26 protein-coding genes, 1 tRNA gene and 1 pseudogene are annotated in these 26,177 nt (G+C 63.7%); 20 read left to right on the top strand and 8 right to left on the bottom strand.

Annotation, left to right across the window (positions count from 1 at the left end):
- Window positions 1–60: 60 nt before the first annotated feature.
- The 4 genes from LLW23_RS08260 (at window position 61) to LLW23_RS08245 (ending at window position 5,519) form a co-directional block, all read left to right on the top strand.
- A complete protein-coding gene (locus tag LLW23_RS08260) occupies window positions 61–2,703 on the top strand; it encodes an ATP-binding protein (RefSeq protein WP_228948312.1) in 2,643 nt (880 codons plus the stop codon).
- A 187-nt stretch (window positions 2,704–2,890) separates the two neighbouring features.
- On the top strand, window positions 2,891–4,336 hold the full coding sequence (locus LLW23_RS08255; protein ID WP_228948311.1) for a M48 family metalloprotease: 1,446 nt from the start codon (window positions 2,891–2,893) through the stop codon (window positions 4,334–4,336).
- Between the two features lie 104 nt (window positions 4,337–4,440).
- The gene (locus LLW23_RS08250) at window positions 4,441–5,073 is read left to right on the top strand and encodes a hypothetical protein (protein WP_228948310.1); all 633 of its coding nucleotides are present in this window, start codon (window positions 4,441–4,443) and stop codon (window positions 5,071–5,073) included.
- An 86-nt stretch (window positions 5,074–5,159) separates the two neighbouring features.
- The gene (locus LLW23_RS08245; protein WP_228948309.1) at window positions 5,160–5,519 is read left to right on the top strand and encodes an OmpA family protein; all 360 of its coding nucleotides are present in this window, start codon (window positions 5,160–5,162) and stop codon (window positions 5,517–5,519) included.
- Window positions 5,520–5,522: 3 nt separating this feature from the next.
- Here the strand turns inward: LLW23_RS08245 and LLW23_RS08240 are convergent, their stop codons facing one another.
- Window positions 5,523–5,984 (bottom strand): hypothetical protein, encoded by a 462-nt coding sequence (locus LLW23_RS08240; RefSeq protein ID WP_228948308.1) that lies wholly within the window; start codon window positions 5,982–5,984, stop codon window positions 5,523–5,525.
- Window positions 5,985–6,098: 114 nt separating this feature from the next.
- On the opposite strand from LLW23_RS08240, the gene LLW23_RS08235 reads away from it, so the two are divergent.
- A complete protein-coding gene (locus LLW23_RS08235) occupies window positions 6,099–6,398 on the top strand; it encodes a putative quinol monooxygenase (protein WP_228948307.1) in 300 nt (99 codons plus the stop codon).
- On the opposite strand, the gene LLW23_RS08230 is transcribed toward LLW23_RS08235, so the two are convergent.
- From LLW23_RS08230 to pyrC, 4 genes are all read right to left on the bottom strand, one after another.
- Complete coding sequence (locus LLW23_RS08230) at window positions 6,368–7,876, bottom strand: PepSY-associated TM helix domain-containing protein (protein WP_228948306.1); 1,509 nt, start codon at window positions 7,874–7,876, stop codon at window positions 6,368–6,370. The two genes, LLW23_RS08235 and LLW23_RS08230, sit on opposite strands and share 31 nt — an antisense overlap.
- On the bottom strand, window positions 7,873–8,412 hold the full coding sequence (locus tag LLW23_RS08225; RefSeq protein WP_228948305.1) for a hypothetical protein: 540 nt from the start codon (window positions 8,410–8,412) through the stop codon (window positions 7,873–7,875). The genes LLW23_RS08230 and LLW23_RS08225 overlap by 4 nt, the downstream gene beginning before the upstream one ends.
- Window positions 8,413–8,433: 21 nt before the next feature.
- The gene (locus tag LLW23_RS08220) at window positions 8,434–10,542 is read right to left on the bottom strand and encodes a TonB-dependent siderophore receptor (RefSeq protein WP_228948304.1); all 2,109 of its coding nucleotides are present in this window, start codon (window positions 10,540–10,542) and stop codon (window positions 8,434–8,436) included.
- A gap of 325 nt (window positions 10,543–10,867) precedes the next feature.
- On the bottom strand, window positions 10,868–11,905 hold the full coding sequence (pyrC, locus tag LLW23_RS08215; protein ID WP_228948303.1) for a dihydroorotase: 1,038 nt from the start codon (window positions 11,903–11,905) through the stop codon (window positions 10,868–10,870).
- 47 nt (window positions 11,906–11,952) lie between these two features.
- Here pyrC and ygfZ point away from each other — a divergent pair, with 47 nt between their 5' ends.
- Window positions 11,953–12,651 (top strand): CAF17-like 4Fe-4S cluster assembly/insertion protein YgfZ, encoded by a 699-nt coding sequence (ygfZ, locus tag LLW23_RS08210; protein WP_228948302.1) that lies wholly within the window; start codon window positions 11,953–11,955, stop codon window positions 12,649–12,651.
- A gap of 14 nt (window positions 12,652–12,665) precedes the next feature.
- On the opposite strand, the gene LLW23_RS08205 is transcribed toward ygfZ, so the two are convergent.
- A complete protein-coding gene (locus tag LLW23_RS08205) occupies window positions 12,666–13,487 on the bottom strand; it encodes an LD-carboxypeptidase (protein ID WP_228948301.1) in 822 nt (273 codons plus the stop codon).
- A gap of 54 nt (window positions 13,488–13,541) precedes the next feature.
- Between LLW23_RS08205 and LLW23_RS08200 the strand changes: the two genes are divergently transcribed.
- The 9 genes and pseudogenes from LLW23_RS08200 (at window position 13,542) to LLW23_RS08160 (ending at window position 19,816) form a co-directional block, all read left to right on the top strand.
- Window positions 13,542–14,957, top strand: a complete 1,416-nt coding sequence (locus LLW23_RS08200) for a glutamate ligase domain-containing protein (protein WP_228948300.1) — start codon at window positions 13,542–13,544, stop codon at window positions 14,955–14,957.
- A 13-nt stretch (window positions 14,958–14,970) separates the two neighbouring features.
- Window positions 14,971–15,225, top strand: coding sequence for a DUF6356 family protein (locus LLW23_RS08195; RefSeq protein ID WP_228948299.1), 255 nt, complete (start codon window positions 14,971–14,973; stop codon window positions 15,223–15,225).
- Between the two features lie 44 nt (window positions 15,226–15,269).
- Entirely contained in the window at window positions 15,270–15,983 is a 714-nt protein-coding gene (locus LLW23_RS08190; RefSeq protein WP_228948298.1) for an alpha/beta fold hydrolase, read from the top strand.
- Entirely contained in the window at window positions 15,980–16,696 is a 717-nt protein-coding gene (locus tag LLW23_RS08185; protein WP_228948297.1) for a tetratricopeptide repeat protein, read from the top strand. Before LLW23_RS08190 ends, LLW23_RS08185 begins: the two co-directional genes overlap by 4 nt.
- Window positions 16,697–16,707: 11 nt before the next feature.
- The gene (locus LLW23_RS08180) at window positions 16,708–17,163 is read left to right on the top strand and encodes a VOC family protein (RefSeq protein ID WP_228948296.1); all 456 of its coding nucleotides are present in this window, start codon (window positions 16,708–16,710) and stop codon (window positions 17,161–17,163) included.
- Window positions 17,164–17,180: 17 nt separating this feature from the next.
- The gene (gene gloB / locus LLW23_RS08175; protein WP_228948295.1) at window positions 17,181–17,918 is read left to right on the top strand and encodes a hydroxyacylglutathione hydrolase; all 738 of its coding nucleotides are present in this window, start codon (window positions 17,181–17,183) and stop codon (window positions 17,916–17,918) included.
- A gap of 31 nt (window positions 17,919–17,949) precedes the next feature.
- Window positions 17,950–18,381 (top strand): hypothetical protein, encoded by a 432-nt coding sequence (locus tag LLW23_RS08170; RefSeq protein WP_228948294.1) that lies wholly within the window; start codon window positions 17,950–17,952, stop codon window positions 18,379–18,381.
- A gap of 7 nt (window positions 18,382–18,388) precedes the next feature.
- A pseudogene (locus LLW23_RS08165) lies at window positions 18,389–18,589 on the top strand (PLP-dependent transferase); the annotation flags it as partial.
- Between the two features lie 63 nt (window positions 18,590–18,652).
- On the top strand, window positions 18,653–19,816 hold the full coding sequence (locus LLW23_RS08160; RefSeq protein WP_228948293.1) for a hypothetical protein: 1,164 nt from the start codon (window positions 18,653–18,655) through the stop codon (window positions 19,814–19,816).
- Between the two features lie 3 nt (window positions 19,817–19,819).
- Here LLW23_RS08160 and LLW23_RS08155 read toward each other — a convergent pair whose 3' ends face one another.
- Window positions 19,820–20,749: a peptidylprolyl isomerase gene (locus LLW23_RS08155; protein WP_228948291.1), complete on the bottom strand. Its 930-nt coding sequence runs from the start codon at window positions 20,747–20,749 to the stop codon at window positions 19,820–19,822.
- A 93-nt stretch (window positions 20,750–20,842) separates the two neighbouring features.
- Between LLW23_RS08155 and LLW23_RS08150 the strand changes: the two genes are divergently transcribed.
- The 5 genes from LLW23_RS08150 to LLW23_RS08130 all read left to right on the top strand — a co-directional run bounded on the left by LLW23_RS08150 (window position 20,843) and on the right by LLW23_RS08130 (window position 24,010).
- Window positions 20,843–20,933, top strand: a tRNA-Ser gene (locus tag LLW23_RS08150).
- A 168-nt stretch (window positions 20,934–21,101) separates the two neighbouring features.
- Complete coding sequence (locus LLW23_RS08145; protein WP_228948289.1) at window positions 21,102–22,253, top strand: hypothetical protein; 1,152 nt, start codon at window positions 21,102–21,104, stop codon at window positions 22,251–22,253.
- Between the two features lie 318 nt (window positions 22,254–22,571).
- Window positions 22,572–22,781, top strand: a complete 210-nt coding sequence (locus LLW23_RS08140; RefSeq protein WP_228948288.1) for a hypothetical protein — start codon at window positions 22,572–22,574, stop codon at window positions 22,779–22,781.
- A 341-nt stretch (window positions 22,782–23,122) separates the two neighbouring features.
- Window positions 23,123–23,419 (top strand): hypothetical protein, encoded by a 297-nt coding sequence (locus LLW23_RS08135; RefSeq protein ID WP_228948287.1) that lies wholly within the window; start codon window positions 23,123–23,125, stop codon window positions 23,417–23,419.
- Window positions 23,420–23,563: 144 nt separating this feature from the next.
- Window positions 23,564–24,010 carry a hypothetical protein gene (locus LLW23_RS08130; RefSeq protein WP_228948286.1) on the top strand — a complete coding sequence of 149 codons (447 nt, stop codon included), beginning with the start codon at window positions 23,564–23,566 and terminating at the stop codon, window positions 24,008–24,010.
- Window positions 24,011–25,038: 1,028 nt separating this feature from the next.
- On the opposite strand, the gene LLW23_RS08125 is transcribed toward LLW23_RS08130, so the two are convergent.
- Complete coding sequence (locus tag LLW23_RS08125) at window positions 25,039–25,953, bottom strand: IS1595 family transposase (RefSeq protein ID WP_228948285.1); 915 nt, start codon at window positions 25,951–25,953, stop codon at window positions 25,039–25,041.
- Window positions 25,954–26,177 lie beyond the last annotated feature (224 nt).

Genomic DNA, 26,177 nt, shown 5'->3' with positions numbered 1-26,177 from the left:
GTATCACATAAGTCAAGCTTTGCTTCCCATTTCCGACTGGGCGACGCTATGCCAGCCGGAATGCCCGAACCCCTATCCGACGGCTCGCCCGACCTCGCCTTCATCGCCGGAGGTGGCACGATGGGAGCGCTCATCCGTGCGCATGATTGGGCGCGGACGCCGCTTGGCGCGCCGACGGCTTGGCCGCAATCGCTTCGCTCGGCGCTGAGCATCTGCCTCCATTCCAGCTTTCCGACCGCGATTTACTGGGGGCCGGAGTTGCGGCTCCTGTACAACGACGCATGGGCGCCGATTCCGGCCGAGCGTCATCCCGGGGCGCTCGGCCAGCCCGCGAACGAGGTATGGTCCGACATCTGGAGCGTGGTCGGGCCGCAATTTGCCGCCGTGATGCGCGATGGGCAGGGCTTCGCGACCTTTGACCAGCTGCTACCGATGATGCGCGGCGGTGCGGTGCGCGAGACTTATTGGAACTACAGCTTCACCCCGATCTACGGCGAAAGCGGGAAGGTCGAGGGCGTGCTCAACCAGGGGCACGAGACCACCGAGCGCATTCTGTTCGAGCGCGATCGCGAGGCGGCGGCGGCGCGGCAGCGCCGGCTGTTCGAGCAGGCGCCCGGGTTCATCACGATCCTCAACGGGCCTACCCACGTCTTCGAATTCGTCAACGAAACCTATTGCAAACTGGCGGGTCGGCGCGACTTCGTCGGCAAGACCATCCGCGAGGTATTCCCCGAACTCGCGGGGCAGGGCTTCTACGAATGGCTCGACGAGGTCTATCAGACAGGCGAGCGGTTCGTGGCGGAGCGCGTGCCGATCGTACTCGACTATCCCGGCGCGCCGATCGGTGAACGCTACCTCGACTTCATCTACGAACCCGTGACCGACGAGACGGGGCGCGTGACCGGCATCTTCTGCGAAGGGTTTGACGTCACCGCAACGCATCTCGCGGAGCAGTCGCTACGCGAACAGAGCAATGCGTTGGAGACGCTCTACACCGTCGGCGCGGCACTGACCGGCGAGCTGGATCTGGAACGCTTGATCCAGATGGTCACCGATTCCGGGGTGGAGCTGACCGGTGCAAAGTACGGATCTTATTTCCACAACGTGATGGACGAGACGGGCGAGCGGCTGCACCTGTTCACCCTGTCGGGCGCGACGCGCGAGGACTTCACCAAATTGGGCCGCCCGCGCGCGACGGGCGTGTTCGGCCCGACGTTCCGCAACGAAGGGGTGATCCGGTCGCGCGATATCTTGGTCGATCCGCGCTACGGCCATCTCGGGCCGCATCACGGAATGCCCGTTGGCCATCTGCCGGTGCGCAGCTACCTAGCCGTCTCGGTCGTCTCGCGCACCGGCCTCGTGCTGGGCGGGCTGTTGTTCGGCCACCCCGAGCCCGATCGCTTTACCGACGAGCACGAGCGGCTGATCCTGGCGCTAGCGGCGCAAGCGGCGGTCGCGATCGACAATGCGCGGCTCTTTCAGGAAGTGCAGACCGTCAACGAAACGCTCGAGCAGCGCGTCGTCGAGCGGACCGCGGAACTGGCCGACGCACACGAGGCGCTGCGCCAGGCGCAGAAGATGGAGGCGGTAGGGCAGCTGACGGGCGGCATCGCGCACGATTTCAACAATCTGCTCGCCGGCATCAGCGGCAGCCTCGAGATCATCGAGCGCCGCTTGTCGCAGGGCCGCACCGACGGACTCGATCGCTTCATCAACGGCGCGCAGACCTCGGCGCAGCGCGCGGCGGCGCTGACGCAGCGGCTGCTCGCCTTCTCGCGCCGCCAGACGCTCGATCCCAAGCCGACCGACGTAAACCGGCTGGTGTTCGGCATGGAGGATCTGATCAGCCGTACTGTCGGGCCGGCGATCAAGGTCGAAGTCGTCGGCGCGGGCGGGCTGTGGCCGGCGAAGGTGGACGCGGCACAGCTGGAAAGTGCGCTGCTCAACCTTGCGATCAACGCGCGTGACGCGATGCCGGAAGGCGGCCGGCTGACGATCGAGACCGCCAACAAGTGGCTCGACGACCGCGCCTCGCGCGAGCGCGATCTGCCGGCCGGGCAATATCTGTCGATCTGCGTCACCGACACCGGCAGCGGCATCCCCGACACGATCATCGATCGCATCTTCGATCCGTTCTTCACCACCAAGCCGATCGGCCAGGGCACTGGCCTTGGCCTGTCGATGATCCACGGCTTCGTGCGCCAATCCGGGGGACAGGTGCGCGTCTACACCGAGCAGGACCACGGCACGACGATGTGCATCTATCTGCCGCGTTACAGTGGCGATCTGGTCGATGACGGCGAGCCGACCGGCGAGGACATCGCCGAAGCCGGCGCGGGCGAGACCGTCCTGGTCATCGATGACGAGGCGACGGTGCGGATGCTGATCGTCGAGGTATTGCAGGAGGCGGGCTATACCGCGATCGAGGCCGACGACGGGCCGAGCGGGCTCAGGATCCTGCAATCCGATACCAAGCTCGATCTGCTGATCACCGATGTCGGCCTGCCCGGCGGCATGAACGGCCGCCAGGTCGCCGATGCCGCGCGGCAGTTTCGCCCCGATCTCAAGGTGCTGTTCGTCACTGGCTATGCCGAGAATGCGGCGGTCGGCAACGGGTTGCTCGATCCCGGCATGGAAGTGATGACCAAGCCGTTCGTGATGACCGAACTGGCCAACAAGATCACCGAGATGATCGAGAGCTGATCGCTGCATGTGCGCCGTCGAACTCCTGCGTCCATCGGCCGTTGGGTCGCAGGGGATTTCGCGGAGATGCCATGTTTTTTCTTTTCTCGCGCCGCTTGGGCTGCGTCGGATCGGTTCTCATATCTGTCGCTGTGACGGTGCTGCTGCTTTACCTGCTCGGTTGGTTGTGATGCGCGGCGCTGCCAGATTGGCTGCCCTGCCGCTCGCTTTGCTGCTCGCCACGTGCGGCGGACCCGCGAACGACGGCACGGCGGTCACGCCGGAGGATCGCACTTATGGCGCGGAAGCGCACCCGCAACTGCTCGGCAGCTTCGGCGGCGCCTATGCGGGCGAGGAGGCGGATTATGTCCGCGCTGTCGGCGGGCGGGTCGCCACGGCCGCCGGGCTCGATGGCCAATGTACCTTCACGCTGGTCAACAGCGATGTCGTGAATGCCTTCGCCGTGCCCGGTTGCTACATCTACGTCACACGCGGCCTCGTGGCGATCGTGACGAGCGAGGCAGAGCTGGCCTCGGTGCTCGGCCATGAGGTCGGCCATATCGTCGGCCGCCACGCGCAGCGGCAGGAGCGGCGGTCGATCTGGCACACGCTGGGTGTCATCGCGGTCAGCGTCACAGGATCGGACCGGCTCACCCGGCTCGTGAGCCAGGCAGCGCAATATTTCGGGCTGCGCTATTCGCGGACACAGGAATATGAGGCCGACGATCTCGGCGTCGGCTATCTGCGCAGCGCCGGCTACGACGTCTATGCCGCCGCCGACATGCTCGGCGCGCTGCAGCGTCAGGAGGCGTTCATGACCGTCACGCGCAGCCGCGATAGCGCGCGCGGCGTGCCCGAATGGGCGATGAGCCACCCGCTCACAGAAAGCCGCATCGCGCGCGCCCGCACGACCGCGCAAAAGACCGGGCTCGCCGACGATGCACTTCCCGAGGAAGCCGAACGCTACCTCGCCGAGATCGATGGACTGCTCTACGGCGACGATCCGGAACAGGGCTTCGTGATCGGCCGGCGCTTCGCGCATCCGATCATGCGCATTTCCTTCGAGGCGCCGGCCGGCTTCTCGCTCACCAACAGCCCGCGGGCGATCCGGCTGGCGGGCCCCGGCGGTATCTCCGGCGAGTTCGGTGGCGGCCCGATGCGCGGCGGCGATGTGGAAAGCTATGCGCAGGCCCTTGTCGCGCATATCGTCGGCGATGCGCCGTCCGAGGTGACGAACGGTGTCGCGACCGTGATCAACGGCTTGCCCGCGGTCATCATGCAAGTGCAGGTCGCGGCGCGCAACGTGTCCGGCGGAGAGGGCACGGTGCCGCTCGCCATTGCCGTCTATGACGGTGGCGACGGCCAGGTGTACCATTTCATCATCGCGTCTCCTCCAGCGGATGCGAGCGCGGCGGCGGTGGCGGCGCTGTTCCAGTCGTTCCGGCGCCTCTCGTCGGCCGAAGCCGCGACGCTGCGCCCGCGCTTCATTCGCGCCGTGCGCGTGAGCGCGGGCGAGACGCCCGACACGCTCGCCCGCCGCGTCGACGACCCTGCCCCCCGCGCGCTGTTCGACCTGCTCAACGGCCGCCGTGACGACCGCGGCTTTCGCCTGGGCGAGATCGTGAAGATCGTGAGCTACGCCAACGGGCGCTGACACACGCGCTCGCGTTAATGCCGGATACAATCGCGCCTGCACGAAGAAACCCGATCGTTCTCCGACCGTTACTGACGGAACTGGGATTGAGGGGATGTTGATCGATGCGTCATTGGATCATGCTGAGCGCCGCCACGCTGGCGCTCGCGGCGTGCAGCGAACAGCCTGAAAACACCGCTCCTGCGGATACCGCCGAGGCTAATACCACCGACACGACCCCTGAAGGCCCGAGCCTTACCGCGCGGCTGTTCGGCGGCGGCAAGCCCATCGCACTCGCGCAACAGAAGGTGCTGGAGAACGGCATGGTGGTAAACCTCACCTCGTTCCAGGCGAAGGCCGACGAATCCGTTCTCGGCGTGCGGATCGTGAATGGCGCCGACAAGGACGTCGATCTCGACTGGTCCAATCACAAGACGTTCCTGGTCGCCAACGGGCAGAAGTTCTGGTTGTCGCCGCCGGTAGAGAACAAGGACCTGAAGGTCACGCAGGGCGCCAAGATGGAGGGCGAGCTCGTCTTCCTCGGCGCGATCCCCAAGGGCGCCACTGTCACGCTGGTCGTCAACGATGGCATGAGCGATTCGCAATACAGCAGCACGCCAGGTTTCTCGCTGCCGCTGGAAGCGACCGAGGCGGCTTGGAGTGACGACGGCTCAAAAAAAAACTTAGCAGCACGCGTTTCGCCGGTGACGTCGCGCGATCGAGGCTACGCGCCGCAGGCGGCACTGCCAGCAGCCTGACGGCCGGCGACGTCGGCACGTCCCAGCTGACTGAGGTCGATACGCTGAAGAGCGAACTCAACGCGACCGAGACCGATCGCGGCACATTGGTATTGCTGCCGGGCGACGTGCTGTTCGACTTCAACAAGGCGACGATCCGCCCCGACGCGCGGCCGACGCTCGACAAGGTTGCCCAGCTCATCAAGGCGCAGAACCCGCCCAGCACCGCGATCGAGGGCCACTCCGACAGCAAGGGCGACGATGCCTATAACCAGCGGCTGTCGGAACAGCGCGCCACCGCGGTGCGCGATTATCTCATCTCGGTGCAAACGGTGGACGGCACCAAGCTCGCCACCAAGGGGCTAGGTGAATTGAAGCCGGTCGCGCCCAATATGAAGCCCGACGGCGCGGATGACGAAGCGGGTCGACAGCGCAATCGACGCGTCGAGGTAGTGCTTGGCAAGTAGCGTTCAGCCGCAAGGTCGCGCCGGCAATGTTCGTGCGGCCCCGGCCAGTGACTGGACGCTCGACCGCCCATCGGCATAGCGGATCGTAACCGTGTCACCGGCGCGTAACGCCTCCCATAGCTGTCGCAGTGGTGCAGACGAGGCGCTCCGCCCGAACGCGACCGACCCTTGCGGGCCAGCGCGGAAGCGCAGCGTCTGGGACGCTCGGCCGCGCTGGACCGCAAGCGTAAGGTCGCTGCCCGGCGGCGGCGATTGGCCGGCGATCTGCGTGGACAAGGATGCGCTGTTGTTCGGTGTCGAGCAGTTGAGCAGCAATGCGCCACCGGTCGCAGCATCCCACTCGCCGGTCAGATATTCCATGTTGCCTTGCCCGAACGAGCTGCTCCAGAAGCTGCGCTGCGCCGTTGCGGGTACTGCTACGCAGCCCGACAAAATGGCAGCGGCGATCATCGTTCGATGCGTCATCCCATTTTCCTCAGAGGCTTAGGCTGCGGCCCAGAAGCTGAACGCGTGATGACGCCATGAGCATACGTAAGGCTCGGCCTTTCCATCCAAGTGCATCAACCATAGGCTCACGCGATGCTGCTGATCGTCGGAACCTTCCGCATTCCCATCGACAATATCGGATCCGCCCGGCCGATCATGCAGCAGATGATTGCCGCCAGCCGAAGCGAACCCGGCTGCGTCGAATATGGCTACGCCGCGGACGTCTTCGATCCCGGCCTCATCCACGTGAAGGAGCTTTGGGTCGATCAACCCTCGCTCGATCGCCACTTCGCCTCCGCGCACATCGCGCAATGGCGCGCTGCGTGGCCGGCGCTCGGCATCGGGGAGCGCGATTTGCGCGTCTATGACGTCGGCGAACCGCGCAAGACCTGATCGTCCACCCGACCGGTGCGTGCCTCGGTAACCGGCCGCACAAACCAGCGCGGCGCCATCAGCGCGAACAGCCCGAACGCCACCAGCCCCGCATCGAGCGCTAGCACCGCGCCCACGTCCGGACGCAGCACGATCGCATGTCCCAGCCCGGTCACGATCGTCGCCACGAAGGTCGCATCGCGGAGCCGTGCCGCAACCACCCACGCCGGCCGCGCAGCCGCCACGATTAGCGCCACCGCCAGCACGCCCCAGAACGCTGCGACCAGCGGCGCATCCGGCCCCGCCAGCCCGCGCAGCCACGCCGCGCCGATGATCGCCAGCGGCGTGCCCCACACCACGATCGTCCAGCATGCGCTCATCCGCGCGCTCGGCAGCCCGCGGCGCTGGCGCTTGGTCAGCCACAGCGTCGTGCCCGTTGCGGTGATCGCGCACAGCGCCAGCCCGAGCAGCATATACGCCAGCTCCACCACCAGCCCGCCGTAATTGCCGAAGTGCAGATTGTACGCCGATCCCGCCGACTGCTGCCCCAGCGTCCCGCCCGCGATCCCGACCGGCCCGTGCCACGTGCCGTCCTCGCCGAACTGATAGGACTCGCCATACACCAGCCGCCGCGGATGCTCGGCGAGGATCTGCACGTGCTGCCCCGCCGTCCGCGGATCATGGACGATCACGTAGATCGGGCTCGCCTCGGGTACGCGCGTCGCGACGGCGGTGAGCGCGGCGGCGACGTTCGGCAGCGGCGCGGGCGCGGCATTGGGCGTCGGCTCAGTGCCGAAGATAGGCGCATACACCGCCTCCATGTCCCCGCCGGTATAGGCGCGCGCCAGCATGCTAAAGCCGACGCTGCCCAGCCCGATGAACGCCCCGGTCAGCGCGACCGCAAGCGCGAACGGCAGGGTCCACACGCCCAGCCGATTGTGCCAGTCGGCGCGCGCGACTTGCGGATCGTGGCGTGCGCGCAGCGAGAAGGCATCACGCACGATCCGCGGATGCGCGAGCACACCGGTCACGACCAGCGCCGCGAGCGCCACGCCCAGCGCGCCGACGACGATCATCCCCCAGGTCATCGGCAGATGCAGATATTCGTGCAGCTCGATCAGGAACTCGGTCCACGCATGGCCCTCGCGCCCCACCACGCGCCCCGCGCCATCGACATACCAGGCGGCGTGATCGGTGGTGACGACGGCGCGCGGCAGATCGTCGGTCGGCATGCGGATGTAGAGGTGAGTCGTGGGTGGCTTGCCCTTGTCGAGCGCCACCGCCGCCGTCATCGCCGCCTGCGCCGCGGCCGGCGACAGCACCGCACCACTTTCGGCGATCGCCGGCTGTTCCCAGCGCTGCCAGCGATCGTGGATCACGACGATCGTGCCCGAAAGTGCGATCAGATACAGCATCGCGCTCACCAGCAGCCCGATCGCGGCATGCCCGCCGAGCGCGCGCTTGACTAAGCTCTGCGGCATCGGCGTCATGTTCGTCATGCCACACCCCATAATATCGTGCCGAGCAGCGCGGCGGCTGCGGGCGGAAGGATCATGCGCGACGGGCCGTCGCGTGTCATCTGCCAAGCCATGATCGCCATCCATGCGATCGGCTGCAGGAACAGCATGATCGCGGTCGCGTCGGCCTCGGGCGCACCGGCACCCCGCGCCGCCGCATGCGCGCCGAAGGCCAGCCATTGCGCCGCCGCGAACGCCGCGGGGACGACCAGCGCGAACACGCCGAGCCGCCGCAGCAGGTCGCCCCGACGCCGCGGCAGCGAGATTGCCGGCGCCTCGCGCGCCGGGCGGAGCGCGCGGGCCGGGGAGAGCATGCCGGCGTGCAGCACGATCGCCAGTGCGGTCGCGGTTCCCGCAACGACACCGATTGCAATCCCCCACGCCCCGTCACGTGCCGCCAGCAGAACCAGCGCCGCCACGGCCAGTCCCCATCCGATCGCACCGTACACGCGCTGCCCGCCCCAGCCGACGCGGACGAGCACCATCGCCGCCACCATCATCAGCAGGCCAGCAAGCATGTCGGCACCTCCCATCGTGCGTCAGTACCGCACGGTGATCGTGCCGAGGATCGATCGCGGCGCACCGTAGAAGCCCTGATCGAACGTCAGCGAATTGATGTACTTGGCGTTCGTCACGTTGCGCAAATTGGCGCTCAGCGTCAGCCGCTCGGTCAGATCGTAGCGCGCGAGCAGATCGACCAGCGCATAGCCGCCCTGCGTCAGCCGGATCGGCTCACCCGTGGTCGTCGAAACGCTGCCCGGCTCGAAATAGAAGCTGCTCTGATACTGGATCGACGTGCCGACCTTCAGCGCGGTGAACGACGGCGGCGAATAGGTGAGGTTCAGCCGGCCGATGTTGCGCGGCACGAAGGTGCGCTCGGGCTGGTCGTCCTCGTCACGGATGCGCATCGCGGTGAAGCCGCCGGTCGCTTGCAGCCCCGGCGCCAGCTCGCCGCCGAATTCCAGCTCGACTCCCTGCGACGTGGCATCGACCGGCGTGAAGACGGTGCGCCCGAGCGTGGCGTCGAACCGGCCGAACGCGGTATTCTTCTGCTGCGCCCGGAAGACAGCCGCGCTCGCATAGAGCCGCCCGTCGTTCCACGCTCCCTTCAGCCCGGCCTCGAGATTGTCGCCTTCCACCGCCGGCAGGATTTCGTTCGCAGCGTTGAGTTCGATCTGCGGGCGGAAGATCGTCGCGAAGCTCGCATAGGCGCTGATCGTCGGCGTCAGGTCGAACGTCGCGCCGACGAACGGCGAGAAGCGCGCGCGGCGATAATTTTGCGCGGTGCCGTATGACACGCCCTCGCTGGTCGCGCGCGTGTAATTGCCGCCGAGCATCAGCTTCACCGGATCGGCGAGGTTCAGCCGGACGAGGCCATAAGCGCTCTCGCGCACGGTGTGCGTGTTCAGGCTCAGATCGTACGGAGTCGGAAAATTGGGCTTGGGGAAGTTGCCGTCGAAGAAGGTGTCGAGCGGCAGCGCGATACCGATCTGGCTGTTATCGTAGCTCGAAAATTGCCGATAGCGTTCCGCGCCGCGCTGCAGCCCGACCATCACGTCATGCTCGCGCCCGCCGACCGCCACCTTGCCGCTGAGATAACCGTCGATCGTCAGGTTGCGCGTCTGCCCCTTGAAGGCGCCGGGATAGCTGAGGATCCCGAGCCCCGTCGTGCGATCGGGATTGCCGTAGACGTAGAACAGCGTGTCGTCCTCGCTGATCGCGCGCCGCAACACCGAAAGCTTGCCGGTCCAGCCGTTGCCGAAGTCATGCGTCAAGTCGCCGAAGATCTGGCGCTCGATCACGCCCCAGCTCGACCATTCCGGCGCATAATTGGCGCTGCTGTCGAGATCGAGCCGCGTCCCGTCGGTATAATAGATCGGGATCGCGCCCCACATTGCGCCCTGGCTCTTGTGATCCTGATGGCCATAGCCCGCCGCGATGACGGTGTTCGGCCCCAGATCGGCCTCGACGATGCCATAGCCGGTCCAACGCTTCAGGCCGTAGCGATCGAGATAGCTCCCGGTATCGTTATAGACCCCGACGGCGCGCGCGCGGACCGATCCGTCCTTGGTCAGTGGCACGCTCACGTCCGCGTCCAGCCGCAGGTTGTCGAACGAGCCGTATTGCGCGCTCGCCGATGCCTTCAGCTCGCGATACGGCCGCTTGCGCACGAAGTTGACCACCGCCGCCGGGTTGCCGGTCGATGAAAGCAGCCCCGGCGCGCCGCGCACCACTTCGACGCGATCGAAGATTGCGGTGTCGATCGATCCAGTCTGGATGCCGAACGCGAACGGCAGGCCGATGCCGTCGAGCTGGAAGGTCTGGATGTCGAACCCGCGCGCCGAGAAATACACGCGGTCGGTGTCCGACTGAAACACGCTGATGCCGGGCACAGTGGTCAGCAGCGAATTGACGTCGTTGAGCCGGAAATCGTCGATCTGTGCGCGCGTGACGACGCTCACCGATTGCGGCGTCTCGCGCTGGCTCAGCGACAGCCTGGTCGCCGTGCGCTGCGTCGCGACGCCATATTCGTCGCCACCTTCGGTGCGTTGCCCGGTGACGACGATATCGTCGGTGCGCGGGTCGGCATCGGCCGGCGCTGGCAATGGGGCGGCGGCCGAGGCCAGCAGCGCAATCAACAAGGACATCGGTTTCTCCCTTATGGGAGCCCCATTATTCACCGCGCGGGTTATTGCAAGTCATTATCGTTTGCATGCTTGCTCAAGCGACAGCCCGGGTTGGGGGCGCGGATCGAGCCGCGCTGTCCTACACCGTTGGCAACAGGTACCCCGATAGCCTTAGCGGAGGGAGCCGAATGCAATCGTTCAGCCGACGACGCGCGCGGTCCGGTGGATGCCGGGACGAGCCCGGCATGACGAAGCCAGTGCGATGATGTTGGAGAAAAACGCGCTACAGCCTCAACTTCCTCAACATTCGATTGCAAAACCTGCAATCGTCAGCTGCGGAAGAAGCTCAATCGACCAGCCGCCAGCCCAGCGTTTCACCGGCATGGAACGGCACCACCGCCGTGTCGCCGTCCCCAATTCGCTCCGGCACGATCACCGGCCGGCGTTCGAGCGTTACCTTGCCGTCGTTGAGCGGCAGGCCATAGAAATGTGCGCCATTCTCGCTCGCGAAGCCCTCGAATCGGTCGAGCGCATCTTCCTCTTCGAACACCGTGAGATAGCTTTCGAGCGCGAACGGCGCATTGAAGATACCCGCGCAACCGCACCCCGATTCCTTTGCGCCCACGACATGCGGCGCACTGTCGGTGCCCAGGAAGAACTTGGCCGATCCCGAAACCGCCGCGGCGCGCACCGCCAGCCGGTGCCGCTCGCGCTTGGCGACCGGCAGGCAATAAGCGTGAGGGCGCAGGCCGCCGTCGAAGATCGCGTTGCGGTTGATGATCAGATGCTGCGGCGTGATCGTCGCTGCGACAGTGGCCGGCGCCGCGGTCACGAAGTCCGCCGCCTCGGCGGTCGTGATATGTTCGAGCACGATGCGCAGTGCGGGGAACTCGCGCACCAGCTTCACCAGGATGCGATCGATGAACACCGCCTCGCGATCGAAGATGTCGATCGTGCGATCGGTCACTTCGCCGTGGATCAGCAGCGGCATGCCGATCGCCTGCATCCGCTCGAGCACCGGGGCGAGCGCGAAGATGTCGGTCACGCCATGCGCGGAATTGGTCGTGGCGTGCGCCGGGTACAGCTTGCATGCGGTGAACACGCCCGCCGCATGCCCGTCTGCGATCGCCTGCGGATCGGCAGCGTCGGTGAGATAGCAGGTCATCAGCGGCGTGAAGCCGGTGTCCGCCGGCAGCGCGGCGAGAATGCGGTCGCGATAGGCAACGGCGGCAGCAGCGTCGGTCACCGGCGGAGTCAGATTGGGCATGATGATCGCGCGCGCAAACTGCCGCGCGGTATGCCGCGCCACCGCCTCCAGCATTGCCCCGTCACGAAGGTGAACGTGCCAATCGTCGGGGCGGCGGATCGTGATGCGGTCGGTCATGCGGATCCCGAGCTTGGAATGGGGCCGCGATCCCCTAGCTTGTCGGCATGACTGACGCCACCATGCTCACTGACCGCGCCATCATCCGCCTGTCCGGCGAGGATGTGCGCGGGTTCCTCCAGGGCCTCGTGACCAACGACGTCACTGGCCCGCTTCCGGTCTGGACCGCGCTGTTGACGCCGCAGGGCAAGGCGCTGTTCGACTTCATTGTCTGGGCAGACGGCGACGATCTCCTGCTCGATGCCGAAGCCGCGCAAGCCGATGCACTGGCAAAGCGCGTGACGATCTACCGCCTGCGCCGCCCGATCACGATCGCTCGCGACGAGTCGCTGGCGGTGCATTGGTCGCGCGACGGCGACGCAGGTGTCCCCGATCCGCGGCTGCCGGCGCTCGGCCGCCGCTGGATCGCGTCACCCGGTTCAGCAGCAGAAGGATGGCTTGCGCACCGCCTGTCGCTCGGCGTCACCGAGGGGCTGGGTGAACTCGGCAACGGCGAGACGCTATGGCTCGAATGCAATGCGCGCGAGCTGAACGGGGTGAGCTTCACCAAGGGGTGCTACGTCGGTCAGGAGAATACCGCCCGGATGCATCACCGCTCGAAGGTTAGCCGGCGGCTGGTTGTGGCGCCGCTCGCCGAGCCGGGCGATCGAACCCGAGCGACGTATCCGGAACTCGGCCTGATCGTCGAACACCGCCGCGTCGAAGCACTCGGCGATGCATTGGTCCCCGATTGGCTGGTCGAGTGAGTGTTGGCGCGGTGTTACGCGACCCCGAACGGCACCACCCGGTTCGTTTGCGTATGCCCGATTTCCGCCGGCCCGAGAAACGGCACGCCCATGTCCTTGCACCAACGGCGGATCATCGTGTCGAGCGTCTCGCCCCAGCGCGGGGTGTTCTCCTTGATGTCGCTCACCGCCCCCAATCGCACGCCGGCTATCCCCCGAAGCTGCGTAGCGTTCGCCATCGTGAACAGCAGGCGATCGACGTTGTAGAGCGGCTCGGAAACCTCCTCGATCAACAGTTCGTGATCGGTCAGGTCCGGCAGCCACGGCGTGCCGATCAACGATCCCAAGATGGCGAGGTTGAACGCCGCAGCCGGCCGCTTTCCGAGGCCTGGTTCCAACCCCTGCCGCTCATCCCGCGCGATCCAGCCGAGCGAGCGCGCTACCGTCGCATCGCCCCCACCCGAACGCCGCATGAGGTCGATCGGCATCGGCCCGTGCGCCACCCGTCCGATCCGCCGCGCGTAGAGCGCACCCAGCAGGAACCCCATGTCCGAATAACCGACATATTTCTTGTTCTTGGCCGAGGCGTTGAGCTGCGGCATCGCGATGTCGAGGATGCGGTTCGAGCCATAGCCGCCGCGCGCGAACCAGATCGCCCCGAACCCCGGATCGTTGGCGAACTCGAGGAAAGCCGCGGCGCGGCGCGCGTCGGGCCCGGCGAAGTGGCCGTCGCTCTCGAAGCACTGCGGATGAAAGACGATCTCCACCTCGGGATAGGCAAGCGCGGCGAACGCCGTCAGCGGCGCGACCACGTCGGGGTTCGCCGTATTGGCGGGCGAAACGATCCCGATCTTCATGCCACCCGCCGCCTTCGCCTTGCCCGAACCCGCCCGCGGCGATAGCGCGCGGCGATGCAAGACGGCAACATCGCAGGGCAGCGCTTCTTCTTCGTGGGCGTCGGCGGATCGGGAATGATGCCGCTGGCAATGATCCTCGCCGCGCGCGGCGCGATCGTTGCCGGCTCCGACCGCGGGCTTGACCAAGGCCGCGTGCCCGCAAAGTTCGCCGACCTCGAAGCCAAGGGCGTCGCGTTGTTCCCGCAGGACGGCAGCGGAATCGTGTCGGCCGATCAGACGGTGGTCGCCTCCGCCGCGGTCGAGGCGAGCGTCGCCGATATTGTGGCCGCCGACCGGCTCGGCTGCCCGCGGATGAGCCGAGCCGAACTAAACGCGGCGCTATTCAACGCCAGCCGCCTGCCGATCGGCGTCGCCGGCACCAGCGGCAAGTCGACCGTCACCGGCATGATCGCGCGCATTCTGCATGATGTCGGCATGGATCCGACGGTGATGAATGGCGCAGTGATGAAGGACTTCGCCGCCCCCGACCGTCCGTTCGCCAGCGCACTGGTGGGGCAGGGCAACCCCTATGTCAGCGAGGTCGATGAAAGCGACGGATCGATCGCGCTCTATGCGCCGCGCGTGGCGGTGCTCAACAACGTCAGCCTCGATCACAAGACGCTCGACGAGCTCAACGCCTTGTTCGCCGATTTCATCGGCAAAGCCGGGATGGCGATCGTCAACGCCGACAATCCCGATGCGGCGGCGCTCGCGCTCCAATTGCCGCGCGACCGCGTGACGACCTTCTCGCTCGGGGGCACGGCGGACCTGGTCGCGACCGACATCGTCGAGGCGCCGTTCGCAGTGACGTTCACGCTGCGCGACAGCCGCGTCGCGCTGAAAGTGCCGGGCCGCCACAACGTCTCGAACGCGCTCGCCGCGATCGGTGCGGCGCTGGCGGCGGGGGTGCCGTTCGAGGCGGCAGTGGCGGCGATCGGCCGTTACACCGGGCTCAAGCGCCGCTTCGATCTCGTCGGCGAAGCTGCGGGCGTCGCGGTGATCGATGATTTCGGGCATAACCCCGACAAAATCGCCGCCACGCTCGACACGCTCCACGCCTTTCCCGGCCGACTGCTCATCCTGTTTCAGCCGCACGGCTATGGACCGCTCAAGACGATGCGGCGCGAACTGGTCGACACGTTCGCGCAGCGGCTGGCGAGCGACGATCTGCTCGTTCTGCCCGACGCGGTCTATCAGGGCGGCACGGTCACGCGCGAGGTGACGAGCGCCGATATCGCAAACGACATCGCGATCACCGGCGGCAACGCCCGCCACATCCCCGAGCGCGCCGCCGCCGCCGCGCATCTCGTCGTGATCGCGCGCGCGGGCGATCGGATCGTGCTGATGGGCGCGCGAGACGATACGCTGCCGTTGCTTGCGGCCGAGATGGTGGCGCAGCTCGGCGCGCGTGATAAGGATGCCGAAGCGTAAAGGAGCCACGCCGATGATCCGCCGCCTGTTCCTCGATCATCCTGCTTCGGTCGGTGAGAGCTATGCCGAGCATTTCGGCGTCGCCTCGCGCTTTGGCGTGCGTATGGTGGTGGGCGGGATCGGTGCGATGATCCACGGGCTGCTGCCGTTCGCCTTCAAGACCACCGGCAGCCACACGATCGTGACGCTCCACGCCGAGATGGTCGCCAAGCGCACCGCGAAGCGCGACGTGGAAACGCAGGTGAAGACGGTCGAGTATGTGATCTGAGCCTGATCCTTCCTTAGGCATCGGCGGGCGCCTACATCGCGCGCATGACCTCACCACGCCCCCGCCTCGCCTATCATCTCACCGAAGGCACCGGCCCGACGATCGTCTTCCTTCCAGGCTACGCCTCGGACATGAGCGGCACCAAGGCACTCTCGCTTGAAAGCTGGGCGAAGGCGCAGGGCCGCGCGTTCCTGCGGTTCGATTATGGCGGGTGCGGCGCAAGCGAGGGGGCGTTCGAGGAGCAATCGCTCGCCGACTGGCGCGACGATGCGCTCGCGATGATCGACGCGGCGGTAGAGGGGCCGGTCGTGCTGATCGGCTCTTCGATGGGCGGGTGGATCATGCTGCTTGCGGCACTCGCGAGGCCCGATCGCGTTGCCGCGATTGTCGGTATCGCTGCCGCGCCCGACTTCACCGACTGGGGCTTCAGCCAGGAAGAGAAGCTCTACATCCTTCAGTATGGCCGGCTGCAACGGCCCAATCCCTATGGCCCGCAACCGACCATCTATACCCGCCGGTTCTGGCAGGGCGGGGAAGCAAACCGGTTGATGCACGGCCCAATCGCGCTCGATTGCTCGGTGCGGTTGATGCACGGCCAGCGCGATCCCGACGTCCCTTGGGCGCAGTCGGTGCGGCTCGCCGAGCTTCTGCGTTCAGACGATGTGCAGGTCACGCTGGTGAAGGACGGTGACCATCGCCTGTCGCGCGAAACCGACATCGCGTTGCTCACGAGAGTCGTCGAAAGTGTGTTGCCATGATCCTGTTGCTGTTGGCTATGTTGCAGGGCGCCGCGCTGCCACCTGCAACCAGTTGCGCCGCACTTGCCGCGAGCGATCCCATCGCGGCCGAACAGCGCGCGCGCAGCGATCGCAGTGCATCCGGCCGCGCTTGCCTCGGCTTGGCCTTCGCCGGCCAGAGCCGCTTCGCCGAGGCCGCCCCGGCCTTTGAGGAAGCTGCCCGCTTGGCCGAACTCGGCCGCACCGGTGAAGCGGCACGCTTCTGGGCGCAGGCCGGCAACGCCTGGCTTGCTGGTGAGCAGCCGGCGAAAGCGCGCGCGGCACTCGACGCTGCACTCGCGGCGGGGACGCTCGACGGGCTCGAGCGTGGCGAGGCGGCGCTCGATCGCGCTCGCGCGCTGGTAGCGACGGGCGACACCAAATCTGCGCGTTCCGATCTCGACCTTGCGATCGTCGATGCGGCAGATGATCCGCTTGCCTGGCTGCTCTCCGCGACACTTGCGCGGCGCACGGGCGAGATGGCGCGCGCGCGAACCGACATCGCGCAGGCGCTGCGCCGCTCACCCGATGACGCACAGGTGCAACTCGAAGTAGGCAATATTGCCGCAGCCAGCGGCGATGAGGCTGGGGCCACAGCGGCGTGGGAGGCGGCGGCGCGGATCGCGCCCGATCGCCCGGCGGGTCTTTCTGCCGCTCGTGCGTTGACGCAATTCGCGAACAACGAGAAGAAGTGAACGGAGGAACGATGCGTTATCTTCATACCATGATCCGGGTTGCCGATCCCGACAAGACGATCGCTTTTTTCGAGCTGCTCGGCCTGAAGGAAGTGCGCCGGATGGACAGCACGGCGGGGCGCTTCACGCTCATCTTCCTCGCTACGCCCGACGACATGCGCGGCCCGGGCGAACGCGCGCATGCCGAGGTCGAGCTGACGTACAATTGGCCTGCTGAAGACGGCAGCGCGCCTGAGGAATATACTGGCGGTCGCAACTTCGGGCATCTCGCGTATGATTGCGACGATATCTACGCGACGTGCCAGCGCGTGCTCGACGCCGGCTTCACCGTTCACCGCCCGCCGCGCGACGGCTATATGGCGTTCGTGAAGTCGCCCGACGGGATTTCGATCGAGCTGCTCCAGCTGAATGGCGCAAAACCGCCACAGGAGCCGTGGGCGTCGATGCCAAATACCGGCAGCTGGTAAGCGAAGGAATTGGCATCATGGCCTCACCGCTTCAGATCGTTCGCGTGCCCGTCCTGAGCGACAATTACAGCTGGCTAGTCCATGATCCTGACAGCGGCGAGACGATGGTGATCGATCCCGGCGAGGCGCAGCCTCTACTCGACGCGGCCGCCGCGTACGGTTGGAGGATCGGGCAGGTCTGGAACACGCACTGGCACCCCGATCACGTCGGCGGCAATGCCGCGATCGTCGCCGCGACCGGTGCGCGCGTGATCGGCCCGGAGGCGGAGCGCGGAAAGATCGGTGCACTCGACCAGGGGCTAGCGGAGGGTGACACCGCGATGCTCGGCGCGCATGTGGCGGCGGTGATGACGGTGCCGGGGCATACGCAGGGCCACATCGCGTTCCACTTTGCGGACGATGCGGCGATCTTCACCGGCGACACGTTATTCGCGATGGGCTGCGGTCGGCTGTTCGAAGGAACGCCGGCCGACATGTTCGGCAACATGCAGCGCTACGCCACGCTGCCGCCCGAAACGCGCGTGTATTGCGGACACGAATATACCCAGTCGAACGGTCGTTATGCGCTCGCCGCCGAACCTGAAAACGGAGCGATCAAAGAGCGTATGGCGCGCGTCGATGCGCTGCGAGCAGCAGGCGAGGCGACGATTCCGACGACGATTGGTGAGGAATTGGCGACCAACCCGTTCCTGCGCGCGCGCAACGCCGCGGAGCTAGGCGAACGCCGTGCAGCAAAGGATACTTTCCGCGGCTGAGCGCTTTTGTGTCAGGGCGGCAAATGGAGTGATGCATATGCGCGAGTCCCTGATCCCGATTGTCGTTCTTGCCGGTTCGGCGTTTATCGGCGCCACTGCGATGGCAGGAACGCAGGAACCCGATCGGAGGGCAAGCCCGCAACAGCGACAGCAGGCGCGGCTTCAGCAGGATCTGGCTCGTCTGACACCGAAGCCGCCGGTCGACTGCATCGATACGCGGTTCCGGAATGTCGCCGTCCAGGCCGTCGGCTCCCAGTTGATCTATCGCGAAAGCCGCAACCGCATCTACATCAGCGAAACGGCGGGCGGCTGCGAGCAGGTCGCGCGTGGTGACATCCTGGTAACTCGTCAGTTCGGCACGCGTCTGTGCCGCGGTGATATTGCGACGACGGTCGATCGCGTCGCCCGGTTCCAGACCGGCGCCTGCGCGATCGGGCCCTTCACACCCTATACGAAGGGCTAAGTCTCGCAGGATCGCCAAACTCGCGGTTAGCCGGGGCGGGACCGAGACACTGGCAAGCCATCCGGCTGGGATGACGCATCTGTCAGTGCAAGATGCCCGAAAGGCGGCGCTTGGTATCACCGACAATCTCGTGCGCACTCCGATCGGTGTGGAAGATGCCGACGATCTGATTGCCGACTTCGACCAGGCAATCGCCGCGACCGGATGAATACGAATCGGGCTCGCTCCAGTGTGGAGCTGCGGTTACTCTGTGCGACATTGGAGGAGTCGATTGCACGACGAGCTGTTCCGCTCCGAGAATATCGTCGTCAGACGCGTTTGCGTTGCTGGCAAGGCGGCGGGCATCTCAACGGGTAGTGCTGTAATCATCACGTTCGGATCGTACACAAACGAGCCGACGCTCGACCGCCCTGGCTTCGGCCAGGAATTCCTGCACCGCGCTCGGATCGATGCGATCCATGTTATCAATCGATTCAATCGCTGGTATCAGCATCCCGAGCGCGACGAGGCACTCGCTGCAGTCGCCACAGCGGTGAGCGGTTATGATCGCGTGATCACTTATGGATCGAGCATGGGCGGCTATGCGGCATTGCGCTACGCCGTGCCGTGCGGCGCTCAGGTTGCGACCGCCATCTCGCCGCAGTTCAGCGTCGATCCGCGTGTTACGCCTTGGGAGGTGCGCTGGCAGCCCGATGTGGTCCGCACGCGCTTCGCCGAGCCGCCGTATGTCGCGGCCCCGCGGCAGTACGTGTTTTACGATCCGCGGGTCGCGCTCGATGAACGCCATGTCGATCTCATCGCGAGTGCGGGCGCAACGGAACGCATCCCGATTCCATACGGTGGCCACCCCGTCGGCGCCCTTCTCGCCGAGACGGGTGTGCTGCAGGCAGCGATCCGCGGCATCGTAGCGGGCGATTTCGATCCACGCGCGGTGCGCACGCAGGTGCGGCGGGAGCGCTTCGCTTCGCAGCACCAGTACTTCGTGCTCGCGCGTCGTTGGGCGCAGCGCCGTCCTGCGGTCGCGGTCCAATTGCTAGAGCGCGCCGCCGCGATCGAGCCGGAGTCGCACATCCTGAGCGCGCAGGCGGCATTGCTTGACCGACTTGGGCGGTGCGAGGAAGCGGCGCCGCTGCACCGTGCGGCGATCCGCCGGACGCCGAACAATGCGGTCGCGTGGATCGGCTACGCCAGTCATCTTGAGGCGAACGGCGATGGTCAGCAGGCAAGTTTAGCGCTGCGCCGCGCTGCGGCGGGGCATGCAGGCGCACAGGCCGGCTCGATGCTGCTGCGCATTCGCGTGCTGCAGGTCCGCATGTGGCTGCGGCGCAACGGTGCCGGATGGCTCAACCGGCTATTCGGCCGTCTGGTCATTTGGGTCGAACAGTCGCGCTGGCAGGCGGTAATCTTGCGTCGGATCGGCGCCGGCCTGCGCTGAATATCAGGGGATCCGGCGGATCGGCACGGGCAGGTTGCAGATATCGGCTATGCCGGCCGGGCGAATGAAAAACGCGTCTTTGCGATTGGCGCGCGCCGCGGCGTATCGCGCCCAGGTTTCGCTGCCGGTCGACAGATACTGGAACTGCGGGCGGTCCGATGTGGGTAGCTCGCTTGCGAGCCGGATTTGGGTGATTGGCACGCGCTGCTCGGCACGCTCGTAAAAGCCGAGCGCGAGCGTTCCGCGCGGTAGGCTCGACAAATGTTCGACCCCGTCGATCACGCGGCCGACGAGCGCGATGTTGCGATCGAGATGGCGCGGCGCGTGGCCGATCACGACATAAAGCTCGGCACCACTCCCGGTGTTCGGCGATACGTCGCGCCCAACGCCGACCATGCCGTAACAATGCACTGGCCATGCGGCACGTGGCGTTGGATTCAGCGCGTCGCTCGCAATCGGCCAGCCGCGAAAGAAGTGCGTCAGCGACGCGTAGACATCCGCCGGGCCGGGGGTCAACGCGCCGTTCGTCAGCTCGGCATAAGCGACCGTGTAGGCGCTTTCCGGCGCTGCGGCGATCCGCGGTGGCAGTGGCTTCTTCTCGCTCGCGTCGCCCCATTGCACGACATAATTGTCCTGCACGCGGTTGATGCTCGTCCCGTCCCACCAATGCGCGGTAGCGAGCGTCCGAATGTTTGCGAGCCACGGCCGAGCGAACGGCGGCGGCATCAACTGGATGACGATCCGACGCCTGCTTGCTCCAGCGTTCGGCGCAAGATCCATCACCAGCAGATCTTCCGCCGCGATCGTCGACCAGTCGCCCGCCGGCGCCGTAGCGACGATTTCGGACGACGATCGTGGATCGGGTTCGGCTCGCCCAGCGGCTTGCGCAGCGGCCGCCTGAGCGAGGAGAAGCGGAAGGAGCAGGGTGATCATTCCGCCACGGTGCCAGCGACAAGGATGGGACGCAATGCGCCAGCGCTTGCGCCTCAGGCCTAGGCAGCCTAGGGCACGGCACCCCAGGGATGCGGAGCGGTGGCCGAGTGGTCGAAGGCGCTCGCCTGGAAAGTGAGTATACGTCAAAAGCGTATCGAGGGTTCGAATCCCTCCCGCTCCGCCAAGGCAGCTTCTAAATTATTGAAATTAATCGACATTTTAGATGCTGTCGTGATCCTACCACCTAAAATACCACATCAATTGCGTGGTTAACTAGCGTCCGATCCGCCTGCTCTGCGGTACCGACTTGACGCCAAGGTGCGTTAAATTCGAAAAAAGTGGGGAGTGTGCGGTGGAAGTTTCGAAAATACGTTTGATTCGGAACGACGTATCGGTGTGGCTTGTCTATGCGGGGCGAGGGCGGAAGTTTTTCGACCTATTCCGTCAAACGCGCAGCGTCTTTTTGAGCCTTCCGGGTTTCGATGCGAACGAAACAGTTTTCCAATCGGACGAACTCATCCGTCGCCACTTAGCTATGTCTGATGCCGTGGGTCGATGGATTTCGGGCGCGGACAGCAATCCGCCGTCGAGGCGACCGAACTCCTACAACCCGTATCCCAATAGCGACGCGGGATCGTTCGCGCACGAACTCGGCAATATCTACCGACTGTTTATCGATGCAAAGCCGGGCGATCTGGTGCTGTCACCGACGCACGGGCACTTCGACCCCTATCTTGTCGGCGAAATTACCCAACCGTGGCGCAAAGAAGACGACACTCCGATCCCGCTTCTGGAAGACGAACTTGTTCCTACGCGGAAGGTGCGGTGGCTCAATACCGCCCTTGCGAGGCGCGACTTTCCTGCGAGAGTTTCGCGGCGACTTCAAAATCAGCACGCGATCACAAAGATCGATACCGATCTCTATCAAGACATATTCGGTCTTGTTTATCCCAGCTACGTATGGGGACAAAAGTCGAAGCTAGATGTGTTCGGGGATTCCTACACGGGCACAGACCCTCTTCAGCCGTATGCGTCGGCATTGCTGGTCAAATATGTCGTGGCTTCGGTTTTCGCTTATGAGAAAGGCGAGTTCGCCGCGTTCCAGAAGTTAGAGCCGCACGCTGCGATCGACGCGTTTTATGACGAAACGTTAGTGAGTGAGTTCGGCCAGAATTTTAATTCGCCGGGCAAATTCACTATTATTGCAGCGGTCGGTTCGCTTTCCATTCTCGCTTCGGCAGGCTTGATCGTCGCGACCGCCGATCCGGCTCAACCGTTTAATCAAACAAAAACGGAAGCCGTGCAGACTGTCTCCGGGGCCATGACGGGCGCTGGCAAGGCCCCCCGGACGCAAGAGTTGGACGGTTATGTAAATAGCATGACCGCAGTGAATTGGACCGATGTTCAAAAGAAGCTTGGAAAGCCGTCTAACGACACTATGAAGACTAGTTTGAGTAATAGCGTAGAAGTCGCCACCCATAGAGCAGAGTTGAATGCTCGTTAGATTTGAAGTTTGGTGCCACAGAAAGGCGCCCTTTCTTGTCGATGATAAGATGCCGGTATGGTTCACTATACTGGCTAGTTTAGTCGCGGGCGCTGTAGCGCGGTCGGCACCTATTATATTGCGCCAGCAATTAACAGGCAGTATCAGGTTGACGAAGCGAGAAGTGCGCACATCGCGAAGGCGACGGAAGGGTTGAATGCGGAGATTATTGGGCTTTCACAGAAAGTCCGACGGTTGAACGATGCCTTAGTAAATGACCCGAAGAAAGTCGCTGAAGCGCGCCAACACTGTCTGGACCTTATAACGAAACTTCAATGGATGCTTGTCGATCTGCGCGTTGTTTTGAAATCCGAACAGGATCGGGGAGCCGTGAAGAAGCTAGAAGTTTCGATCGACGGCGTGAAGAATGCACTGGACCAATCCATTGATGCACGAGGGCAAAAGCAGCTTTTGCTATCAATGCGCGCGCTCGGAGAACAAACGCGCGACGTTCTAGACAGGCTCTACGTGACCGCATCGCTAAAGTAGGGTCTCCGAGCTTTTTGCCCGTCGTCCGAAAGTGGCCACCCGACATCGGCTAGATCGCTATCCGAAGTTTGGTGGGGTTGCGCGGTTCGAAAGCTGCCGGCCGGGTTACAACCCAGTTGCTGGCGCTCTCGCCCGCCCGAACTGGTCCCGGGTGCGAACATCCCCGCTCCGTTGGATGCTGGCAGTATGAGCGACGACAACTTTGCTTGGCTGAGCCGCTGGTATCTGGCCAAGTGCGATAATGACTGGGAGCGTTCGTATGGGTGAAAATAGAGACACGCGACAATTCCGGATGGTCGCTCAAGCTCGATTTGAAGGACGCGGAGATGTAAGGGCGAGCTTTGGAGCGTGTGGATCACCGTGATCCGCCCAGCGCAAAGGCAGGGCTGGCGCTTGATCTCCATCAAGCCGCAACGGCGATCGTCAGAACCGATGCTCCTAAGCTGAAAGAGCGGGTAGCGTTCTACATTGATGACACGGGCAAGGTCGCCAGATCATCGGAAAAGGCATTCTACAGGGACCGCGCGCCGGTCGTCGTGGCTGGCATGACAGACGCGGAAGGGACGGCGATCTATGACGCGCTGACAGGCCGCGATAGTGTCACCGTGCGCCCTCCACTGCCTTCGCCGTCGCTCTAACTTCGTATAATTTCTGCATGCTAATACATGTCAGGCGGGCTGACGGCCGCTGATGCTGCGGGGCAGATTGCGGAAACCCGCACGCCAAGGCACTCTGGCAACCCCGAACTCTACTCATGGGCGGAGAAAAAGGGGGAGCACGTCATGGCCGATCTGCGCACCACAAAAATTATAAGAACGCGCAAGTTCCTGAAAAGGTGGAGCATCCCCATCTTGCTGGGTGCGGTTGGCCATGCCTCGAAGGCGATTTTTGACTGGACCCCAATCAATGCTCTCATAAGCCTTTTTCAAGCGTTCACGTCGCTGATCGATAAGCCAGAAGATTATCTAAATTCCCACCCTACTATAAAATTTCTGTCGGGATGGGTCGCCGGACCTCTTACACTGGGTGTTGCCGCTTATATTGTAGTGAAATTCGGGCCAATAAATTGGTTTATCAACTGGCTCTTCCCCGATCCTCCACCCTTTGTTTTCAGCGATCTGGACGAGCGCCGACGTTCGACCATGACTTTGCTCCGGCTGGAGGGCAATTATATACCTGACGTACCGATCCGGAGTTTTCAATGCTTTGGCCGAGCGGCGAACTGGTAGGCGTTTGTTTTAGTTCCGGCTGCCGTGTTTTTGGTAAATTTGAACCGAGAAAACTTGATGATCTTAAGAGCGGAGCATCCGCATTGATAGGTCGTCAGGGTATATTCGAAGCTCTGTGGATCATAGAGTCAGACGAGCCCTACGGCGGTGAATGAGCGATGCGAATCCCACGAGATTGGTGTATTGAATCAGCCTCTTGGGTGCCTAGTGGGGACATCAAATTCGAACGCGTTCATACACCGGAAGAATAGCCATTATGCAGATATTAACAATATTGCGGAGGTATCCGATAGGATAGGGAACGTTATTGATCAAAATACTATTAGCGGTTGCGTGGATCGTCTTAGCGTTATTTTTATCTCTTGGATTTCGTTGATGAATTCCGCCACCTACGTTAGCGCAATACTGTATTACTTCTTTAATTGTTATTAGTTTCCCGCCTGTTAGCGACATCGGGATCGCTAAGAACTCTCCTAGTCCTACCCTTTTGTATTAGCTGTATCTGAAATAGATGTATCTGGGTTTTCATAATAGTGTGTGACCCCCGGCATGTTCTCCGTGGTTGTGGTAAAGGTGACCTTTCCTGCGTCTGCAAAGACAGTTAAAAGAACTTGGACGCCTAGGGGTTTGGATACTTTAGATATAAGCGGCTCTCCGTCGTCTAATAACATTCTTCGCAGTATCGCTGAAGCATCCAAGAGATTCCTTGGAGTTGGATTTGCTGCAACTTCTTTAAGTGACTCAAAATCCCAGGCGAATACTTGCTCATTTGGAAACATCAGACTGGGCTCGCTGATTGAGTGTATGACTGATATGATGCAACTAATTTCAACGCCGACCTCCGAGGATGCGCATTGCCAACCACCGAAAACCGGTCTGAGCAAGCCGATAAGCGCCGTGACGAAATGCTGCGACGCGCCCTTGCGACTCCCCCGATCAGCAATGAGGATATCTTGAAGCGCTCGAAAAAGTCTCACTCGAAATAGCGTTTCCGACGCTCCCCGAACGAGCGGGGCGTCTTGGCCGTCTTAGGCGGCGAGCGGACTAGGTTGCCGGTACATAAGGCGATGCCCGCGAGCGCCCCTTACGGCTTCGTCGGACCGCTCCGCGTCGCTGATTTCGCGGGTGTTGTAGCGAAAATCAAACTCCGCGCAGTAGCGGCCAAGGTGCGCTTCGCTCATGTGATGATACGTGCCGATCACACCGCGCTTGAAGATCGAGAAGAAATTTTCCACCGTGTTGCTGTGGAGAGTTTTGAGCGAGACGTATTCGCCAGCGCTATGGTTGACGGTTGCGTGACCGGCGAACTCTTTCCCCATGCAGGTGTAGATCGGGCTCTCGTCCGTCATGAGGAAACTGGCGCGATCGATATGCGACACGACCAACGGACGAACGTCTTTCGCTGTCACATTCGCCACGTGGAAGCTGCGCGCATTGCCGTTGCGTTCAACCAGCGCGACAACCGCCTTCTTGGGAGCGGGTTTGCGGTGCGCACGGTTCTTAGCCTTGCCGCCCACGTAGGTTTCGTCGACCTCCACCGTGCCGCCAGCGCCGCCGAGCGGGCCGGTTGGGGCGGCGCCCTCCATCGCAGTCCGGATGCGATGCATCAAGAACCAAGCCGACTTGTAGGTGATGCCGAGCGAGCGATGAAGTTCGTGCGCGCTGAAACCTTTCTTCGCGCCGTTGAGTAGCCGGAAGGCGAGAAGCCATTTGTTGAGCGGGATTTTGCTATCCTCGAACACGGTGCAGACCGTGACCGTGAAGGGCTTGGCGCACTCGTTGCACTTGTACACCCCTGGGCGAGTCGACTTGCCCGCCAGCTTCGTGATCCTGTCGAGTGTGCCGCAACGCGGGCAAACGGGGCCGTGTGGCCAATGTAACGCTTCTAGATGCTCCCGCGCCTTATTCGCGTCGTGGTAAATCGGGTTGGTTAGGTCGGTCACGGCGTTGTCCTTGGTTATACCCAAGAACTACGCGGAAGCTGCTAGTACGTCAAGTATATAATTGCCAAAAAAGTCAATTCTATTAGGATTAGCACTATTGTTAAAAACAGCCACTGATGACTTCTACTTGATTTATCGCCCTTCTCTCTGGTTTGAGTAACGATGATGCCTGCAAATGCCCGCGCACACGCCTCGGATCTTCAAACGATCTAGCGATGCGCGCC

The organism is Sphingomonas radiodurans, from assembly GCF_020866845.1.
Classification (GTDB): Bacteria; Pseudomonadota; Alphaproteobacteria; order Sphingomonadales; family Sphingomonadaceae; genus Sphingomonas; species Sphingomonas radiodurans.
The sequence above is the reverse complement of the archived record's forward strand: the minus strand, read 5'-3'. Positions and strand labels throughout refer to the sequence as shown.

Excerpts from the sequence above, each read along its gene's own strand:
- LLW23_RS08260 (WP_228948312.1), top strand. The coding sequence starts at position 61 with ATGCCCGAACCCCTATCCGACGGCTCGCCCGACCTCGCCTTCATCGCC.
- LLW23_RS08250 (WP_228948310.1), top strand. The coding sequence starts at position 4,441 with ATGCGTCATTGGATCATGCTGAGCGCCGCCACGCTGGCGCTCGCGGCG.
- LLW23_RS08240 (WP_228948308.1), bottom strand. The coding sequence starts at position 5,984 with ATGACGCATCGAACGATGATCGCCGCTGCCATTTTGTCGGGCTGCGTA.
- LLW23_RS08235 (WP_228948307.1), top strand. The coding sequence starts at position 6,099 with ATGCTGCTGATCGTCGGAACCTTCCGCATTCCCATCGACAATATCGGA.
- LLW23_RS08230 (WP_228948306.1), bottom strand. The coding sequence starts at position 7,876 with ATGACGAACATGACGCCGATGCCGCAGAGCTTAGTCAAGCGCGCGCTC.
- LLW23_RS08225 (WP_228948305.1), bottom strand. The coding sequence starts at position 8,412 with ATGCTTGCTGGCCTGCTGATGATGGTGGCGGCGATGGTGCTCGTCCGC.
- LLW23_RS08220 (WP_228948304.1), bottom strand. The coding sequence starts at position 10,542 with ATGTCCTTGTTGATTGCGCTGCTGGCCTCGGCCGCCGCCCCATTGCCA.
- pyrC (WP_228948303.1), bottom strand. The coding sequence starts at position 11,905 with ATGACCGACCGCATCACGATCCGCCGCCCCGACGATTGGCACGTTCAC.
- ygfZ (WP_228948302.1), top strand. The coding sequence starts at position 11,953 with ATGACTGACGCCACCATGCTCACTGACCGCGCCATCATCCGCCTGTCC.
- LLW23_RS08205 (WP_228948301.1), bottom strand. The coding sequence starts at position 13,487 with ATGAAGATCGGGATCGTTTCGCCCGCCAATACGGCGAACCCCGACGTG.
- LLW23_RS08200 (WP_228948300.1), top strand. The coding sequence starts at position 13,542 with ATGCAAGACGGCAACATCGCAGGGCAGCGCTTCTTCTTCGTGGGCGTC.
- LLW23_RS08195 (WP_228948299.1), top strand. The coding sequence starts at position 14,971 with ATGATCCGCCGCCTGTTCCTCGATCATCCTGCTTCGGTCGGTGAGAGC.
- LLW23_RS08190 (WP_228948298.1), top strand. The coding sequence starts at position 15,270 with ATGACCTCACCACGCCCCCGCCTCGCCTATCATCTCACCGAAGGCACC.
- LLW23_RS08185 (WP_228948297.1), top strand. The coding sequence starts at position 15,980 with ATGATCCTGTTGCTGTTGGCTATGTTGCAGGGCGCCGCGCTGCCACCT.
- LLW23_RS08180 (WP_228948296.1), top strand. The coding sequence starts at position 16,708 with ATGCGTTATCTTCATACCATGATCCGGGTTGCCGATCCCGACAAGACG.
- gloB (WP_228948295.1), top strand. The coding sequence starts at position 17,181 with ATGGCCTCACCGCTTCAGATCGTTCGCGTGCCCGTCCTGAGCGACAAT.
- LLW23_RS08170 (WP_228948294.1), top strand. The coding sequence starts at position 17,950 with ATGCATATGCGCGAGTCCCTGATCCCGATTGTCGTTCTTGCCGGTTCG.
- LLW23_RS08155 (WP_228948291.1), bottom strand. The coding sequence starts at position 20,749 with ATGATCACCCTGCTCCTTCCGCTTCTCCTCGCTCAGGCGGCCGCTGCG.
- LLW23_RS08140 (WP_228948288.1), top strand. The coding sequence starts at position 22,572 with ATGCTTGTCGATCTGCGCGTTGTTTTGAAATCCGAACAGGATCGGGGA.
- LLW23_RS08130 (WP_228948286.1), top strand. The coding sequence starts at position 23,564 with ATGGCCGATCTGCGCACCACAAAAATTATAAGAACGCGCAAGTTCCTG.